Origin of the sequence: Halothiobacillus sp., from assembly GCF_027346185.1 — a bacterium.
In the GTDB taxonomy this organism is placed as follows: domain Bacteria; phylum Pseudomonadota; class Gammaproteobacteria; order Halothiobacillales; family Halothiobacillaceae; genus Halothiobacillus.
In genome coordinates this window covers 15,410-30,826 of the sequence record NZ_DAIESY010000075.1, presented here as the reverse complement: position 1 = coordinate 30,826, position 15,417 = coordinate 15,410, and the positions used below count along the sequence as shown (strand labels likewise).

Below are 15,417 nucleotides of genomic sequence, written 5' to 3'. Positions count from 1 at the left end.
GACAATTATGGCGCTCTCTATATAATCCGAGCCGTTGAGTTGACGAAGGTAATCAGCGACCCGTGCCTGCGCATCGGCATAACCTTGGATGGATATCGTTTTGTCTCCTTTAATGGAGATGTCTGTCAACTGAATGCCATCGGGCAGTGTTTTAACAAACTCTTCCATCAAGTGGACGATAACAGGGCGGCTGGATTGAAGCGTCTCGATCACCTGCATGCGCGCGATCAGTTCTGCCTTTTTCTTTTTCAGCTTGTTAATGGATTGAATTTTTCGGTCAAGATCCTTGATGACCCCGTTGAGGTACTGATTGCGCTGGTCTTGATAGTCGAGTTGGTTCTGTTCGTAGAGATGAATGCCGCCACCAATGATTAATGCCGCGACGACTGACCCCGCAAGATGCACAACGAAATTGCGCTGCAAGGTCTGGCGGCGTTCATCCCGCCAGGGAAGGAGGTTGATTTTTCTCATCGGTCGAAGCTCCGTAAAGCGAGGCCGCAAGCAACCAGCATTGATGAGCCATGATTGGCGAGCAACTCTGCGGATATTGTTGATCCTTGGCCGATGGCAATAAACGGATTCGCACCGCGCGTTTGTATGCCGGTTTCATTGTTAATCCGTTCGATAACGCCCGGGGTGTTCGCGGTCCCTCCGCCAAGTAGGATCAGTCCGATGGTGCCGCGATTAGTTTCTGAATAGAAGTATTGAATAAATCGGCCAACTTGCATCGCCATGTTGTCAATAAATGGCTGCAATACTTTGCGATGGTAGTCATCGGGCAAAGTGTCATTGCGTTTTTTTTCTTCCGCTTCTTCTGGGGAGAGACCGTAATACAAGGATATCTCGTTGGTCAGCTGTTTGCCGCCAAACGGGTGTTCTTTACTGTAGATGATGTCGTTGCCACTGAATACATTGATGGTGGTGGTGTTGGCACCCACATCCAGCAAGGCGATGGGCTGAGCACGATCTTCTGGCGTCAGTGTAGAGGCGATGATTTCAGTAAACGTGTTTTGTATCGCGAACGACTCGATATCCATGACATCGACGGATAGTCCCGCCGCCTCGGCTACAGCGACACGCGCTTCGACGTTGGTTGATCGAGTGGCTGCCATAATGACCAGGATGCTGCTGTCATCATTGGTCGACTGTTTTTTTTGTTTTGTTCCTGCTTCAGGATGAAGCGGCTCGAAGTCGAGACTGACCTCTTCAATAGGAAAGGGGATATACTGATCCGACTCCATTCGAACTTGCTCTTCCAGTTCGAATTCATTGCCAGGATTGCTTATGTTAAGCACCCGGCTGACACAGGCACTGGTGGGTACTGCCATGACAACGTGTTTGGTCTTGGCCCTGGAGCGTGACAACGCTCTACTTAAGGCGCCTGCGACTGCGTCCGTGTCTGTGATGGTTTTGTCTTGAACCGCCCCGGGCGAAATGGGTTCGATAGCAAAGCCAACCGGGCGGAAACTGTTCCGATACTTCTCCAGCATCAACACTTTGACGGCAGTTGAGCTGATATCAACGCCAAGACGAGGATTTTTTGAGCTAAATAATGGCACGATCATTCCCTTCCCTTTGAGTGTGCGCTAAGGTTGCGCGCACTTTGTAGTCCACCGGCGCATCCTAGGGTAAAACCTGTGGGTTTGTCGAATATTCTTGCTAACCTTGCATCCATCTGTGCAAAAAAAATCCATTGCTAAAATGAACTAAATGAAACTTATCAAATTTGCGTTATATGTGCTTGGTTTTTTATTGATTTTTGCCATCGGGGGGGTGGGTGTTGTGTATCAGATATACAACAAGCAGTTGCCCGATGTGAAGGATTTGGCGACGGTTCAATACCAAATTCCGATGAGAATCTACGACGCAGATGGCGGCTTGATCGCCGAATTTGGGGAGAAGCGTCGCTTCCCCGTCACGTACGCCGAATTACCCAAAGTGGTCGTCGATGCGTTCACTTCTGCGGAAGATGATGGTTTCTTTGAACATGGTGGAGTGGATGTCCAGAGTTTGTTCCGTGCGGCTTATGAGCTGGTAAAGACGGGGCATAAAGGACAAGGTGGCTCAACAATTACGATGCAGGTTGCCCGCAATTTCTTTCTGGGCAGGCAAAAAACCTATAGCCGCAAATTGATGGAAATCCTGCTTGCGATCAAGATTGAGCACAGCTTGAGCAAGGAGCAGATTCTGACTCTTTACTTGAACAAGATTTTTCTTGGGAACCGAAGTTATGGCGTCAAGGCAGCAGCCCAGGTGTACTTCGGTAAGTCGTTGGATAAGTTGACGGCTGCCGAAGCCGCGATGCTGGCCTCACTGCCCAAGGCACCTTCGAGCGTGAATCCGGTTTCTAATCCCGATAAGGCGTTAGCCCGCCGTGCTTATGTGCTCGGACGCATGCTTTCTCTCGGGAAAATCGATCAGACAACTTATGATCAAGCCATGCTGGAGCCGCTTCCAGGGCACCTGTTTGTGGGTTCCGATATACAAACACAGGCGCCTTTTGTGGCTGAAATGATTCGTCAGAAATTGTATGCCCAATATGGTGATAAGTTGTACGAAATGGGTCTTGTGGTTCATACCTCAATTAATCCCAGGGCGCAGCAAGTGGCCCAAATGTCACTGAAAGACGGCCTTCTGGCTTATGACCGTCGTCACGGTTATCGGGGGGCTGAGGATCATTGGGAATCTTTGCTTTCCCAGCCGAAAGCGCTTCTGGAGAAGCTTCAGGCTACACCTGTCGTTGGTGGGCTGATCCCCGCAGTGGTTTTGTCGGTTGATCCTAAATCGACAGAAGTTCTGATGCCCGATGGTTCAAAAATCGCGCTGGGGATGGATGCATTGAGCTGGGCTTGTCATTATGAGTCTGTGAACCGTTGCGGCCCCAAACCCAAGCAGATGGGTGATGTGCTCAAGGCAGGTGATTTGATTCGTTTGCAGGCTGAGGCTGACCAGCATTGGCAGCTTGCAGAAATTCCTGCGGCCAGTGCGGGCTTTGTCGCTTTGGATCCGAATACAGGCGCCATTCGAGCACTGGTTGGTGGTTTTGATTTTGCGCATGACAGCAAATTCAATCACGTGACTCAGGCGGAGCGTCAGCCAGGGTCGGGTTTCAAACCTTTCCTATATTCAGCAGCACTGGATCATGGTTTTACATGGGCCACGATGATCAACGACTCACCTGTGGTGGTGAAGAATGGTGTCAGAGAAGGGGTCGATTGGCGCCCGCAGAATTATGAAAAAAACTTTGGCGGCCCGATGCGTTTGCGGATGGCGCTGGTGCATTCGGTCAATCTGGTGTCAGTGCGCTTGATCGAGGCGCTGGGGCCGGAAAATGTACTCAAGTATGTCAGCCGTTTTGGTCTGCCTACGCAAAACTGGGCGCCAACGCCTTCAATGGCTTTGGGTAGTTACACCTTGACACCAATGGAGTTGATTGGCGGCTTCTCTGCCTTTGTGAACGGGGGTTATCGAATTACCCCCTACCTGATTACCGAAGTGGATAATGGCGATAACGAGGTATTCTACAGCCATCCATCGGTTAAATTATGTGACACTTGCCCTATGGATTCGCCCGATCCGAGTGTCGCACCACGAATAATCACACCGCAAAACGCCTTTCTGATGCGTTCCGCTTTGCGCGATGTGGTGCGCATGGGGACCGGGGTTCGCGCCTATCGTGCATTAAAACGAAACGATATTGGCGGAAAAACAGGCACGACCAATGAACAGCGCGATGCTTGGTTTACTGGTTTCGGCCCGGATTGGGTTGCAACAGCGTGGGTCGGTTTCGATGACAACTCTCCGTTGGGGCATCGTGAGGTAGGGGGGAGTGCGGCATTGCCTATCTGGATAGATTTCATGCAGGCAATGTTGCCACCACCGACTGGTAATGCAGATGTGCCACCGCCCGGTTTGGTCGAGGTCATGATCAACCCAGACACCGGCAATAAGTTGTCTCCAGGTTCAACTGGTGGCGTGCGTGAGTATTTTGATACGACACATAGTCCGGCGGACGAGTCCGGGCTCTCTGCCCCGATTCCGGCGGATGTGGTGCCGCAGAATCTGATGAATAATTTGTTTTGATCGTGTGAGGTGGCCTCAGTGGCAACAACCGGTCCGGTGTCTCAAGCTGTTTTGTCTTTTGCTACACGATTATGCGTCGAAGATGCAACACTCGACCGCATCAAGGCTCTGCAAAAGGCTGCTGACCGTTTGGGTGAGTCGATCGATCAGCGGTTTGCCGCAGTGGATTGCGAGCGCCTGGAGGTGGAGATTCGCCAGTATCAATTGATTTTTCGTCCGGATCAGCAGGCTGTGATCCGAAATCTGCGTGCCGAGGCGATGAAAGCCATGACCTTTTTGAGTGACTTTTCGCCGCGTTTAGTCGGCTCGGTGTTGACGGGGACGGCGGATCGTCAATCTAAAGTGACCTTGCATTTGTTTGCGGATACGCCGGAGTCGGTTATGACGTTTTTACTGGCGAAGAGCATTCCGTTCACCGAGTCCGAGCGCCGTTATCACTATCGAAACGGGCGACAGACTCGCGTCCCCGTGCTGAGTTTTGTGGCTTTCGATGTGCCGTTCGATCTGGTGGTGTTCGGTCTTGATGATATCAAGGAGGCCCCAGTGGCAAATAGTCGTGGAGGGCTCATGACACGCGCTTCAGTGACGAAGGTGGCATCACTGCTTTCACCTTCTGGTTGACCAGCTAATCGCGGCTGGCAGCCGCGGCACGGTTCAGGACTGGTGGTAAGGGCGGCTCAGGCGGTGTACGGCATCGACCAGTACGTTGACATTGTCCGGGTTGACGTGTTGGTGAATGCCATGACCCAAGTTGAACACATGGCCGCTGCCTTGACCGTATGAACTCAAGACCCGCGCAACTTCCTGCTCGATCACCGCCTCTGGTGCGTACAGCACACTGGGATCGAGGTTGCCTTGCAGGGCGACTTTCTCCCCAATCTGTTGCCGTACAGCCCCGATGTCCACGGTCCAGTCCAGTCCAACGCCATCCGCGCCCGAGGCGGCAATTTCCGGTGCCCAGGCTCCGCCACCTTTGGTAAAGAGTATGACGGGGATGCGTTGACCTTCGTGCGTCCGTATCAAGCCGTCGATAATTTTCTGCATGTAGGCAAGTGAGAACTCCCTATATTTTTCTGGAGAGAGCACGCCGCCCCATGTGTCGAAAATCATCAGTGCCTGTGCGCCACGACGCACTTGGGCATTGAGGTAGTCGGTCACCGCCCGGCTGAGTTTGTCCAGCAGCAGGTGAGCGCTTGCAGGGTCGCTGTACATCAAGCCTTTGATGTGGGCGAACTCCTTGGTCGATCCACCTTCCACCATATAGGTGGCCAGCGTCCAGGGGCTTCCGGAAAAACCGATCAACGGCACCCGGCCATTCAATGCGACCCGAATGGTGCTGACTGCGTCCATGACATAGCGCAGCTCGCCTTCGGGGTCGGGCTGAGGGAGTTTCTCAATGGAGCGACGATCACGCAGCGGGTTTGCAAAGACGGGGCCTTCTCCGACGGAGAAGCTCAGGCCAAGGCCCATGGCGTCAGGCACGGTCAGGATGTCTGAGAACAGGATGGCGGCATCCAGATCGAAGCGCTCAAGGGGCTGCAGTGTGACTTCGCAGGCGAGATCCGCCGAACGGCACAGATCCATGAAGCTGCCAGCTTTCGCCCGCGTGGCCCGGTATTCCGGCAGATAGCGGCCAGCCTGGCGCATGATCCAGATCGGGGTGCAGTCAACCGGTTCTCGAAGCAGTGCGCGAATAAAGCGGTCATTCTTGAGCGTCGCGGTGGCGGTTGATGTGATGATGTCTGGGGTCATGCTGCAAAGTCTCTGGCAGAGTAGAAATTAAACACGCTCAACCTGTGCGCGACGAGCGGGCAATTGGGCCAGGGCCTGTCGATCATGGGTTCCGGCGCCATGGGCGGCGGGCTTGAGTTTCGTCTTGTTGGTTGGTCAAGGCGGTTCCATGTCTGCCGTTTCGACAGGACAGTGTGGCAGGCCGGGTTGGCTTCAAACGTCCAAGTAATCGAGGATACCGAATCCGGCATTGCGGCCTTCAAACACGGCCGTAACGACGAGGTCGGAGCCACGTACCATGTCGCCACCAGCAAACACTTTGGCATTACTGGTTTGGAATGCGGGGCTATGAGCGCTCTGATTGGCCACCACGCGACCACTGCTGTCGGTTTCAAGGCCGATGCTCTGGAACCACGGGGCAGGAGAGGGTCGAAAACCAAAAGCGATCAGCACTGTATCGGCTTCAACAATATGTTCGGAGTGAGGGATGACTTCGGGGCTGCGACGTCCCCGATGGTCCGGTTCACCCAAACGCGTGTTTACGAAGCGAACGCCGGTCACGCGGCCGTTTTCGCCTACGATTTCGACCGGTTGACGGTTGAACAGGAATTCGGCGCCTTCTTCACGTGCATTGGCCACTTCCCGCCGGGAACCGGGCATGTTCTCCTCATCCCGGCGATATACGCAGGTCACTTGCGCCGCTTGTTGGCGAAGCGAGGTCCGGGTGCAATCCATCGCGGTGTCGCCGCCGCCCAATACGACGACTCGTTGGCCTGAAACGTCGATAAATGGATCGTTGCCTGGGTAGTTCATGAGGTGATTGATGTTGCCGATCAGAAAAGACAGAGCCTTGTGTACGCCATCTAGATCTTCGCCCGGAAAGCCACCTGCCATTGCCGCATAGGTGCCCATGCCAAGGAAAATGGCGTCATATTCATCAAGCAGGGTATCTATCGTAATGTCGGTGCCGATGGTCGTGTTCAGGCGGAATTCGATGCCCATTTCTTCGAAAATGCGTCGACGGGTTTCCAGGACGGATTTCTCGAGCTTGAACGGGGGAATGCCGAAGGTGAGCAGACCGCCGATTTGCGGGTGGCGGTCAAATACCACCACCTTGACGCCGTGACGGGCGAGGATATCGGCGCAGCCTAATCCTGCAGGTCCGGCACCGACGATGGCGACGCGTTTGTTGGTCGGGACAACCTTGGACATATCTGGTCGCCAACCGAGCTTGAACGCTTCGTCGGTAATGTATTTTTCAATTGAGCCGATGGTGACGGCACCGAAGCCGTCGTTGAGTGTGCAAGCACCCTCGCACAAGCGATCTTGCGGGCAAACACGGCCACAGATTTCGGGCAGGGAGTTTGTCTTGTGCGACATCTCAGCCGCTTCGAGCAGGTTGCCTTCTGCAATCAGTTTCAACCAGTTGGGAATGAAGTTATGGACCGGGCATTTCCATTCGCAGTACGGGTTGCCGCACTCAAGACAGCGATCGGCTTGCTCCGCTGCCTTTTCCGGATTGAATTGGCCGTAAATTTCGCCGAATTGAGTCACACGCACGGTGGCCGGTTTTTTTTCCGGATCTTGGCGCGGTACGTTCAAAAATTGGAAATGATCAGCCATTGCCCATTACCCATTTGATTTAAATTTTATAAGAAAGGGATGCTCATCCGCAGATGTCGGAGGCAGCTTGCCTGTGGTTGAAGTATCAGTTTAGGCCAACTTGATACTGGGCGTCGAATGTTTAGGCGCCGAGTGCCGCTTTGACCCACTGGCTGACAGTTGCAAGGTCCGCGCGACCGGCTACTTTGGCTCGAACGGCGTTCATGACGGCGCCCATCTGGGCAACACCCTGCGCTCCGGTTGCGGCAATGGCATCGGTGATGATCTGCCGGATTTCCGCTTCGCTGAGTTTTGCTGGGAGGTAGGTTTCGATGACCTCGAGTTCGAACTGCTCGGTTTTTACCAAATCATCACGACCGGCTGTTTTGAACTGGTCGATCGATTCGCGCCGCTGCTTGGATTGCTTGACCAGAATGGCGAGAACGTCGTCATCACTCAATGTGATGCGTTCATCGACTTCCTTTTGCTTGATGGCCGCCAGCAACAGGCGAATAACGCCCAGGCGCGACTTGTCGCCGGATTTCATTGCCAGCTTCATGTCGTCGGTCAGCCGGGCTTTGAGGGCGCTCATGCCGATATTCCTCTGTAACGCGGTAACAACAGTCTCTTAGAACAGGCGAACGCGACGTGATTGTTCTTTGGACAGGCGCTTTTGGTTGCGTTTGACAGCGGCAGCGTTTTTACGCTTGCGTTCGGTCGTCGGCTTCTCGTAGAACTCACGCTCACGCAGTTCACTGATGATGCCTGCTTTCTCGCAAGAGCGCTTAAACCGACGAACTGCAACTTCAAAGGGCTCGTTGTCCCGAACACGTACTGATGGCATGAAAATGTCTATCCTATTGAATTGATTTGGTAAAAACTGCCTGAAGCATGAACTTTTCTCAAGGTGCGAGTCAAGTGGTAATTCGCAACCGGGCAATAAAAAGGCCTTGCATTATAAAGCGCTTGGCCAAGGACGCAAGTAGGTTGTTGCTTCTGGAGATTTTTTATGAGGTGTGAAATGTTTTGGCTCTCTGGTCTATGATGCTGCGCTGGCCGCATGATCACCGGAGGGGCTTTTATCTTGAGTTTTGGTGATGTGCTGATTTTGATGATTATCGTGGGTATGTCTGTCTTCTGGTGGCAACAGGACACATTTCATCGACGCGCTCTGGCGTTGGCCAAAAGCGCCTGTGATCGGGCAGGTGTACAGTTGTTGGACGATTCAGTCGGAATGCGGCGCCTGCGCTTGCGCCGATCAAATGGTCACTTCATCATTGAGCGTCATTTCGGGTTCGAGTTTTCGCCCTCCGGCGCTGCTCGATACCCCGGCCTCATCGTCTTTTATGGCAGCGGTGTACATTCAGTTGATTTGGATTTATCCCGTACGCTGGCCGACTGATTGCATTAATTCATTTTTCATCCGGATCTGGTCGTCGTTATCCAGACTGGCTTCAAACTTGATTTTGGTACTGACAACATGGTTTCTCCATCCGCGCATATGAATCAACCGGTAACCCAACTGGGCGCGCCCATGTCCGTTTCTGCTGTGCGCATCATGCTGCTGGGCAGCGGTGAGTTGGGCAAGGAAGTGGCGATCGAGGCGCAGCGGCTTGGGCTGGAAGTCATCGCCGTGGATCGTTATGCGAACGCGCCCGCTATGCAGGTGGCCCACCGCGTGTTCGTAATCGATATGCTGGATGGCAGTGCCTTGCGTGCCTTGGTCGAACGGGAAAAGCCTTCACTGATTGTGCCGGAAATCGAGGCGATCGCGACCCAGACGCTGGTGGAGCTGGAAGCCGAAGGCTGGCAGGTGGTGCCGAATGCGCGTGCGGCCCGATTGACGATGAATCGTGAGGGTATCCGCCGCCTGGCCGCCGAAGAGTTGGGGATGCCGACCAGTCGCTATGTCTTCGCAGATTCGCTGGCGGATTTTACCCAGGCGATCGAGCAGATCGGTTTGCCCTGCGTCGTCAAGCCGGTCATGAGTTCTTCGGGCAAAGGGCAGTCGGTCGTGCGCTCGACAGCGCAGATTCAAGCAGCGTGGGATTATGCGCAGGCGGGCGGTCGTGCCGGTGGCGGCCGGGTGATCGTGGAATCCATGATCGATTTCGACTATGAAATCACCTTGCTGACGGTGCGCCACCGCGGTGGTGTCGCGTTTTGTCCACCGATTGGTCATGTACAGGTCGATGGCGATTACCGCGAAAGCTGGCAGCCGATGGCCATGTCGGCGGCTGCCTTGGCGCAGTCGGAGCAAATCGCCGCCAAGGTGGTTGATGCTTTGGGCGGCTATGGTCTGTTTGGCGTGGAGCTATTCGTGCGGGGCAATGAGGTCTGGTTCAGTGAAGTGTCGCCCCGCCCACACGATACCGGCATGGTGACGCTTATCTCGCAGGACCTCTCCGAGTTTGCCCTGCACGTGCGCGCTTTTCTCGGCTTGCCGATTCCCAATATCCGCACTCGTGGTCCGGCCGCTTCGGTGGCCTTGCTGCTTGATGGCAACAGTACGTCACCGGTGGTGACCGGGTTGGTTGAAGCGCTCGAAGCGCCGGATACTCAATTGCGCTGGTTCGGCAAGCCTGAGATTGCGGGCAAACGTCGGATGGGCGTGATGTTGGCATTGGATGAAACGACGGATGCCGCTCGCGAAAAAGCCCGCCGCGCAGCGGCACATATCCGTTTGCTCTGACCTTGCAACAGCGCGTGTGACTGCACCGTACAACGAGAAGCTACGGCGGTAGTCAGGCGGCCGCTGCCGGGTCGATTAGCGTGAGCCAGTGCACCACGCGCCGTTTGGTTCCGCTTGCCAGATGCGTCTGGCAGCCGATATTGGCGGTGGCGATCAGTTCGGGTTCGCCGGACTCCAGTGCCTGGACCTTCTGTTTCTTGAGCTGGCCGGAAAGTTCCGGTTGCAGAATCGAGTAGGTACCTGCTGAGCCGCAGCACAGGTGCGCATTGGGTACGGGCGTGAGTTCAAAACCGAGATCAGTCAGCAGTTTTTCCGTTTTGCCCTTGAGCTTCTGCCCATGCTGAAGCGTGCACGGGGGGTGAAAGGCAATGCGACGCGCCTTCTTTGCCGCGTGGTGCGAACGCAAATCCGCCCATTTGGTGTTGTCCTGTTCGGCCAGCAAGACCTCGATGGGATCACGGGTGAGGGCGGAAATCTTCGCAGCCTTGGCGGCGTAATCGGCATCCTGAGCCAGTGCTTGGCCATAGTCCTTGACCTGCACGCCGCAGCCGCTGGCCGTGACGATAATGGCTTCCGCGCCGGATTCGACGAGTGACCACCAGGCATCGATGTTGCGGCGCATGGTCGCGCGCGCGGCTTCTTCAGCGTTCAGATGGTGTTCGATCGCACCGCAGCAGCCGACCGAAGGTGCGGCCACGAGGCTGATGCCCAGTGCATCGAACACGCGGCGTGCGGCCCCGTTGATGTCGGGTGAGAGTGCCGGTTGCACACAGCCTTCGAGCAGAATCATCTGCCGGGAGTGAACGGAGGCGGGCAAGCTGCCAGCAACTCGAAACGCAGGGACTTTCTTTTTCAGACTGTCGGGCAACAGTGGGCGGAACAGGCGCGCACCGCCCAGTGCCAACGCAAACAGCCGGGGTGAAAGCAGGCTCCGGCGCAGAACATAACGATAGAAGCGAGATGCGGGTGAACGGGGCGATTGGGTTTCGACCTCCGCGCGGCCGATATCGACGAGCTTGCCGTATTCCACACCGGAGGGGCAGGTGGTCTCGCAGTTGCGGCAGGTCAGGCAGCGATCCAGATGCGTGCGGGTGGTCTCGGTCACCGGTGCGCCTTCAAGCATTTGCTTGATCAGATAAATACGCCCGCGTGGGCCGTCGTCTTCATTGCCCAGCAATTGATAAGTCGGGCAAGTGGCATTGCAGAACCCGCAGTGCACGCAGGCGCGCAGAATGCGTTCGGCCTCGATGCCTCTGGGTGTGTTGATCAGATCGGCGCGGAGATTGGTTTGCATACGATAACGTGTCGCCTTGGGATAACGAGAGGTTTATTCCGGAAAAAGCCGCCCGGCATTAAAGATCCCCTTGGGGTCCATCGCCTTCTTGATGCGTTGATGCAGAGCGAGCAGGGGTGGAGGTAGCGGCTGGAAGCGCTCCGTATCCGCCGACTTGAATTTTGCCGGACGGAACAGGGTGGCGTGCCCTGACTGTCTGGCAACCAGCGTTCGGAATTCTGTCGCTTGATCCGATGTCAGGTGTACCCAGCGCTGCTGTCCACCCCAGTCGATGAGTTGCGGGGTACCGGGTAGTGCGTCGATCGGTGTCGTCAGCGGGACGGCTGCGCGCCAGAGATCGTTATCGACGGGCGCGACATCCGGCTGGAAGAAATCGAGCCGATGGTCGCGCAGGTCCTGCCAGTAGCGCGTGGCATCCATTTCGGTCAGCGTGTCGCCGCCGATGCGCAACACGGCCTTATGGACGGCGCTTTGCGCGCCTCCCAGTCGCACTCGAAGTCGCCCATCGGCAAAACTAGCCGCCGTGATCGGCAATGCGCTCTGGTTCCACTCGGCGAAGCGGATCAAAGCCTGTTCTGCTGTGGCGGCGACGATCTGGGTCTGCTGCGCGCGCGGCATGGGGACGACGCGCACGGATATGTCGAGCAGCACGCCCAGGGTGCCGAATGCGCCGACCATCAGGCGGGAGACATCATATCCGGCGACGTTTTTCATCACCTGACCGCCGAATTTCAGGATTTGCCCCTGGCCGTTGATGAGCCGAACGCCCAGCACGGCATCGCGCACCGCCCCTTGCCACGGCCGGGCCGGGCCGGATAGACCAGTGGCAACGGCGCCGCCCAATGTGCCCGTTCCATCCACTTGCCCCTGAAACTGGGGCGGTTCGAACGGCAGCATCTGGCCTTGCGCAGCGAGTACGCGTTCAATCTCGGCCAGTGGTGTCCCGGCGCGCGCGGTTAGCACCAGTTCTGCCGGTTCATAATCGAGAATGCCGCTGTGGGACGTGAGATCGAGCCGGATCGATTCCGGGCCGGGTTCTCGTCCGAGAAATGACTTGCTGCCGCTGCCGGTAATCGATACGGGCTGGTCTTGGTTGTAGGCCTGCCTGACGCGTTCGGCCAGTTCTGCGCTGATGTCTTGATCGATCACGGTGATGCGCGCCTCTTAAAAACGCGGTAAATCGGGGTGGGGCAGGTGGTTGTGATGCACGTGCATCGCGCCGAATTCGGCACAACGTTGCAGCGTCGGCACCGCCTTGCCTGGGTTCAGCAGGCCGAGCGGATCGAAAGCGGCCTTGATGGCGTAGAACTGCTTGAGTTCCTCTGGCTTGAACTGCGCGCACATCGGGGCGAGTTTCTCCACGCCGACGCCATGCTCGCCAGTCACGCTGCCACCCACATCGACGCAGAGCGTCAGGATGCGTTCACCGAAGGCTTCCGCCCGGTCGAGTTCGCCGGGTTTGTTTGCATCGAAGAGAATCAGCGGGTGCAGATTGCCGTCGCCCGCATGGAAGACGTTGGCGACTTCCAGCCCGAATTCATGGCTCATGGCGTCGATCTGTGTGAGCACGGAGGCGAGTTCGCGGCGCGGGATTGTGCCATCCATGCAGTAGTAGTCGGGCGAGAGGCGGCCGACAGCGGGAAAGGCCGCTTTGCGACCGGCCCAGAAGCGGGCGCGTTCCTCGTCGTTGCGGGCGATCCATAATCCCGTGGCACCCGAGCGCTGAACCACGGCTTCCACTTCGGCCAGGAGTTCGGCGACTTCCTCGGCCGTGCCGTCGAGTTCACAGAGCAGAATGGCGGCGGCCTCGGTCGGATAGCCCGCGTGCACAAACGCCTCGGCGGCATGGATGGCTTTGTTGTCCATCATCTCGAGCCCGGCGGGAATGATCCCGGCGGCGATGATATCGGCCACGGCCTGTCCCGCGTTTTCGAGGGAATCGAACTCGGCCATCAATACCTTGGCGCATTCCGGAATGGGCAACAGGCGTACCAGCACTTCGACCATGACGCCCAGCATGCCTTCGGAGCCGTTCATCAGGGCAAGAATGTCGTAACCCGCCGTGTCGAGCGTCGGGCCGCCGACGGTCATCTTCTCGCCTTCCATGGTGATGAAGGTGACTTCCAGCACGTTGTGCACCGTCAGGCCATATTTCAGGCAGTGCACGCCGCCGGAGTTTTCCGCCACGTTACCGCCGATGGTGCAGGCGATCTGCGAGGACGGATCGGGCGCGTAATACAGGCCGTAGGGCGCCGCCGCCTCGGAGATGGCGAGGTTGCGTACGCCGGGTTGGACGCGCGCGGTGCGGTTGACCGAGTCGATGTGCAGAATCTGCTTGAACTTCGCCAGGCTGAGCAGCAAACCGTCCGCACTGGGCAGCGCCCCGCCGGATAATCCCGTACCTGCGCCGCGCGCCACCACCGGAATTTCCAGTTCGCTGCACAGTCGTAACACACCCTGAATCTGATCGACGGTTTCAGGCAGTGCCACCACGGCGGGCATGCGTTTGATCGCTGCCAAGCCGTCGCATTCGAACGGCTTCATGGCTTCGGTCGTGGTGAGCAGGGCGGCATCCGGCAGGATGGCGCGCAGTCGCTGGATCAGCGTGTTTCGCCGCTCCGGGCAGAGCGGCGTCGATTCGTCGGCGAGTTCAGCGGCAATACTCATGCGTCTTCCCCTATCTTTTTTTGAGGCTCAGCGACTACGCAATCGGCGGCAGGCTTCGGCCACGGCGAAGCGATCACCCACATTGCCGGGGAAAATCACCACCGGCAACAAGGGGAAGCGGGGGTGATCGGCGGGGCAGCGCACCACGGAGCAACCGGTCAGGATCTGGCCCAGCACGCGGGATGCCTTGAGGTTCAGGCCGGTGGACAGCACGTCGTTGGAGGTGATGCCTCCCTTGCTGATCAACCAGCCGAGTTCCCCGGGCAGCCCGGCGACGATCTTCATCAGCGTAGCCGAAACCCGCTCGCCGAAGGCCAATCGAGTCGCCTGATCGGCAAATGTTTTTTCCACCCGGCTCGTGAAGATGACCGAGGTCTTGCCGTCGGCAAATGCCCGTTCGGCGGCGGTCAGAACATCGCCCACCAATGCGTCGTTATCGGTATCGATGCGTTCGATATCGACTTCGATGGGTGCGATGTCCGGTTCCTTGAGCAGTTCTTCGAGTTGTTCGCTGGTCTTTTTGACGTGCGAGCCTACGACCACCGCGCCCGGTTTGCCGTTTCGCACGAAGTGATGCATCGATTCGGCGCAAATCGATTGCGGCGGCAGGTTGGCCAGCGCCGTGAGCAGGCTGGCGGCGCTGCGGAACAGGAAGCGCTTGCCGGTTGCGGCCACGGCCATCACGTCGCGGGCGAAGCGGTTCAGGTCGTCCTGAGTTTCCGCGTCGACCACGGCGCAGGCATTGCCGCTCAAATTGGCAAGCCTGGACTGGATGCCGTTGTTGCGAATTTCGTCCAGCACGAAACGTGTGACCGCTTCTGCTGGAATGCGCCCGGCTGTTTTTTCGGCCACGTAATCGGGCAGGTAGCTGGTGCTGTAACCGAAGACCGAATCGCGGGCGAATTCGGTTTCATGCGTGGGTACCGGCTTGCCATCGACCAGCAGGTAATGCTGGCTGTTACGCGTGATTCGCCCCGCTTCGATGAAGGCCGGAACGAGGAAATGTGCGTCGAACGGGCCGAGTTCTTCGGCGATCACGTCGGTCTCGACAGGGTAGTGACCGCGCAGAGTCGAGTCTGAGCGGCTGACCAGGATCGGATTGATCGGATGCCCGGCCTCGCTGCGGGTTTTGAGTGCCGCATTGAGGTTGCGGCAGACCTCACGGGTTACTCGCGCCGCACTGGCCGCATCCATGCCCCGGGTGTTGGTGAGCACGAAAAACAGCGGCGACTCGTCATTGAGCGCTTCGAGCAACGTGGCTTCATCCCACCGGGTCAGCAGCAGGCAACCGTGGACGGTTTGTGAACCGGTCGGGTCGTCGTCCAGCGCAATAATCTTGGTTTGCACA

At 57.0% G+C, this 15,417-nt stretch carries 14 protein-coding genes; 4 read left to right on the top strand and 10 right to left on the bottom strand.

Annotated elements, in window-relative coordinates; translation table 11 throughout:
- A partial coding sequence (locus M7R55_RS06075) for a PilN domain-containing protein (protein ID WP_298219417.1) occupies nucleotides 1–471 on the bottom strand: 471 nt, incomplete at its 3' end.
- Nucleotides 468–1,565, bottom strand: a complete 1,098-nt coding sequence (gene pilM, locus M7R55_RS06070) for a type IV pilus assembly protein PilM (RefSeq protein WP_298219416.1) — start codon at nucleotides 1,563–1,565, stop codon at nucleotides 468–470. The genes M7R55_RS06075 and pilM, both read right to left, overlap by 4 nt.
- A 145-nt stretch (nucleotides 1,566–1,710) precedes the next feature.
- Between pilM and M7R55_RS06065 the strand changes: the two genes are divergently transcribed.
- On the top strand, nucleotides 1,711–4,083 hold the full coding sequence (locus tag M7R55_RS06065) for a penicillin-binding protein 1A (RefSeq protein WP_298219414.1): 2,373 nt from the start codon (nucleotides 1,711–1,713) through the stop codon (nucleotides 4,081–4,083).
- A gap of 18 nt (nucleotides 4,084–4,101) precedes the next feature.
- Nucleotides 4,102–4,704, top strand: a complete 603-nt coding sequence (locus M7R55_RS06060; protein WP_298219413.1) for a hypothetical protein — start codon at nucleotides 4,102–4,104, stop codon at nucleotides 4,702–4,704.
- Between the two features lie 33 nt (nucleotides 4,705–4,737).
- On the opposite strand, the gene hemE is transcribed toward M7R55_RS06060, so the two are convergent.
- From hemE to rpsU, 4 genes are all read right to left on the bottom strand, one after another.
- The gene (gene hemE / locus M7R55_RS06055; protein ID WP_298219412.1) at nucleotides 4,738–5,835 is read right to left on the bottom strand and encodes a uroporphyrinogen decarboxylase; all 1,098 of its coding nucleotides are present in this window, start codon (nucleotides 5,833–5,835) and stop codon (nucleotides 4,738–4,740) included.
- Between the two features lie 192 nt (nucleotides 5,836–6,027).
- A complete protein-coding gene (locus M7R55_RS06050) occupies nucleotides 6,028–7,437 on the bottom strand; it encodes an FAD-dependent oxidoreductase (protein WP_298219410.1) in 1,410 nt (469 codons plus the stop codon).
- Between the two features lie 121 nt (nucleotides 7,438–7,558).
- A complete protein-coding gene (locus tag M7R55_RS06045) occupies nucleotides 7,559–8,008 on the bottom strand; it encodes a GatB/YqeY domain-containing protein (RefSeq protein ID WP_298219409.1) in 450 nt (149 codons plus the stop codon).
- A gap of 36 nt (nucleotides 8,009–8,044) precedes the next feature.
- On the bottom strand, nucleotides 8,045–8,260 hold the full coding sequence (gene rpsU, locus M7R55_RS06040; RefSeq protein WP_012824786.1) for a 30S ribosomal protein S21: 216 nt from the start codon (nucleotides 8,258–8,260) through the stop codon (nucleotides 8,045–8,047).
- A gap of 240 nt (nucleotides 8,261–8,500) precedes the next feature.
- On the opposite strand from rpsU, the gene M7R55_RS06035 reads away from it, so the two are divergent.
- Together M7R55_RS06035 and purT are read left to right on the top strand one after the other, a co-directional pair.
- Nucleotides 8,501–8,818, top strand: coding sequence for a DUF3301 domain-containing protein (locus tag M7R55_RS06035; protein ID WP_298219406.1), 318 nt, complete (start codon nucleotides 8,501–8,503; stop codon nucleotides 8,816–8,818).
- A gap of 78 nt (nucleotides 8,819–8,896) precedes the next feature.
- Nucleotides 8,897–10,108 carry a formate-dependent phosphoribosylglycinamide formyltransferase gene (gene purT / locus M7R55_RS06030; RefSeq protein WP_298219404.1) on the top strand — a complete coding sequence of 404 codons (1,212 nt, stop codon included), beginning with the start codon at nucleotides 8,897–8,899 and terminating at the stop codon, nucleotides 10,106–10,108.
- A 52-nt stretch (nucleotides 10,109–10,160) separates the two neighbouring features.
- On the opposite strand, the gene glcF is transcribed toward purT, so the two are convergent.
- The 4 genes from glcF to M7R55_RS06010 are packed head-to-tail and all read right to left on the bottom strand — an operon-like array spanning nucleotide 10,161 to nucleotide 15,416.
- Nucleotides 10,161–11,402: a glycolate oxidase subunit GlcF gene (gene glcF / locus M7R55_RS06025; protein WP_298219403.1), complete on the bottom strand. Its 1,242-nt coding sequence runs from the start codon at nucleotides 11,400–11,402 to the stop codon at nucleotides 10,161–10,163.
- 33 nt (nucleotides 11,403–11,435) lie between these two features.
- Nucleotides 11,436–12,551, bottom strand: a complete 1,116-nt coding sequence (glcE, locus tag M7R55_RS06020) for a glycolate oxidase subunit GlcE (RefSeq protein WP_366881158.1) — start codon at nucleotides 12,549–12,551, stop codon at nucleotides 11,436–11,438.
- Between the two features lie 15 nt (nucleotides 12,552–12,566).
- Nucleotides 12,567–14,069, bottom strand: a complete 1,503-nt coding sequence (locus tag M7R55_RS06015) for an FAD-linked oxidase C-terminal domain-containing protein (protein WP_298219402.1) — start codon at nucleotides 14,067–14,069, stop codon at nucleotides 12,567–12,569.
- Between the two features lie 27 nt (nucleotides 14,070–14,096).
- On the bottom strand, nucleotides 14,097–15,416 hold the full coding sequence (locus M7R55_RS06010; protein WP_298219400.1) for a four-carbon acid sugar kinase family protein: 1,320 nt from the start codon (nucleotides 15,414–15,416) through the stop codon (nucleotides 14,097–14,099).
- Between the last annotated feature and the right edge of the window lies 1 nt (nucleotide 15,417).

What these genes read in the sequence shown, in the direction of transcription:
- purT (WP_298219404.1), top strand. Translation starts at nt 8,897, where the DNA reads ATGGTTTCTCCATCCGCGCATATGAATCAACCGGTAACCCAACTGGGC.
- M7R55_RS06065 (WP_298219414.1), top strand. Translation starts at nt 1,711, where the DNA reads ATGAAACTTATCAAATTTGCGTTATATGTGCTTGGTTTTTTATTGATT.
- hemE (WP_298219412.1), bottom strand. Translation starts at nt 5,835, where the DNA reads ATGACCCCAGACATCATCACATCAACCGCCACCGCGACGCTCAAGAAT.
- M7R55_RS06045 (WP_298219409.1), bottom strand. Translation starts at nt 8,008, where the DNA reads ATGAGCGCCCTCAAAGCCCGGCTGACCGACGACATGAAGCTGGCAATG.
- pilM (WP_298219416.1), bottom strand. Translation starts at nt 1,565, where the DNA reads ATGATCGTGCCATTATTTAGCTCAAAAAATCCTCGTCTTGGCGTTGAT.
- M7R55_RS06015 (WP_298219402.1), bottom strand. Translation starts at nt 14,069, where the DNA reads ATGAGTATTGCCGCTGAACTCGCCGACGAATCGACGCCGCTCTGCCCG.
- M7R55_RS06050 (WP_298219410.1), bottom strand. Translation starts at nt 7,437, where the DNA reads ATGGCTGATCATTTCCAATTTTTGAACGTACCGCGCCAAGATCCGGAA.
- rpsU (WP_012824786.1), bottom strand. Translation starts at nt 8,260, where the DNA reads ATGCCATCAGTACGTGTTCGGGACAACGAGCCCTTTGAAGTTGCAGTT.
- glcF (WP_298219403.1), bottom strand. Translation starts at nt 11,402, where the DNA reads ATGCAAACCAATCTCCGCGCCGATCTGATCAACACACCCAGAGGCATC.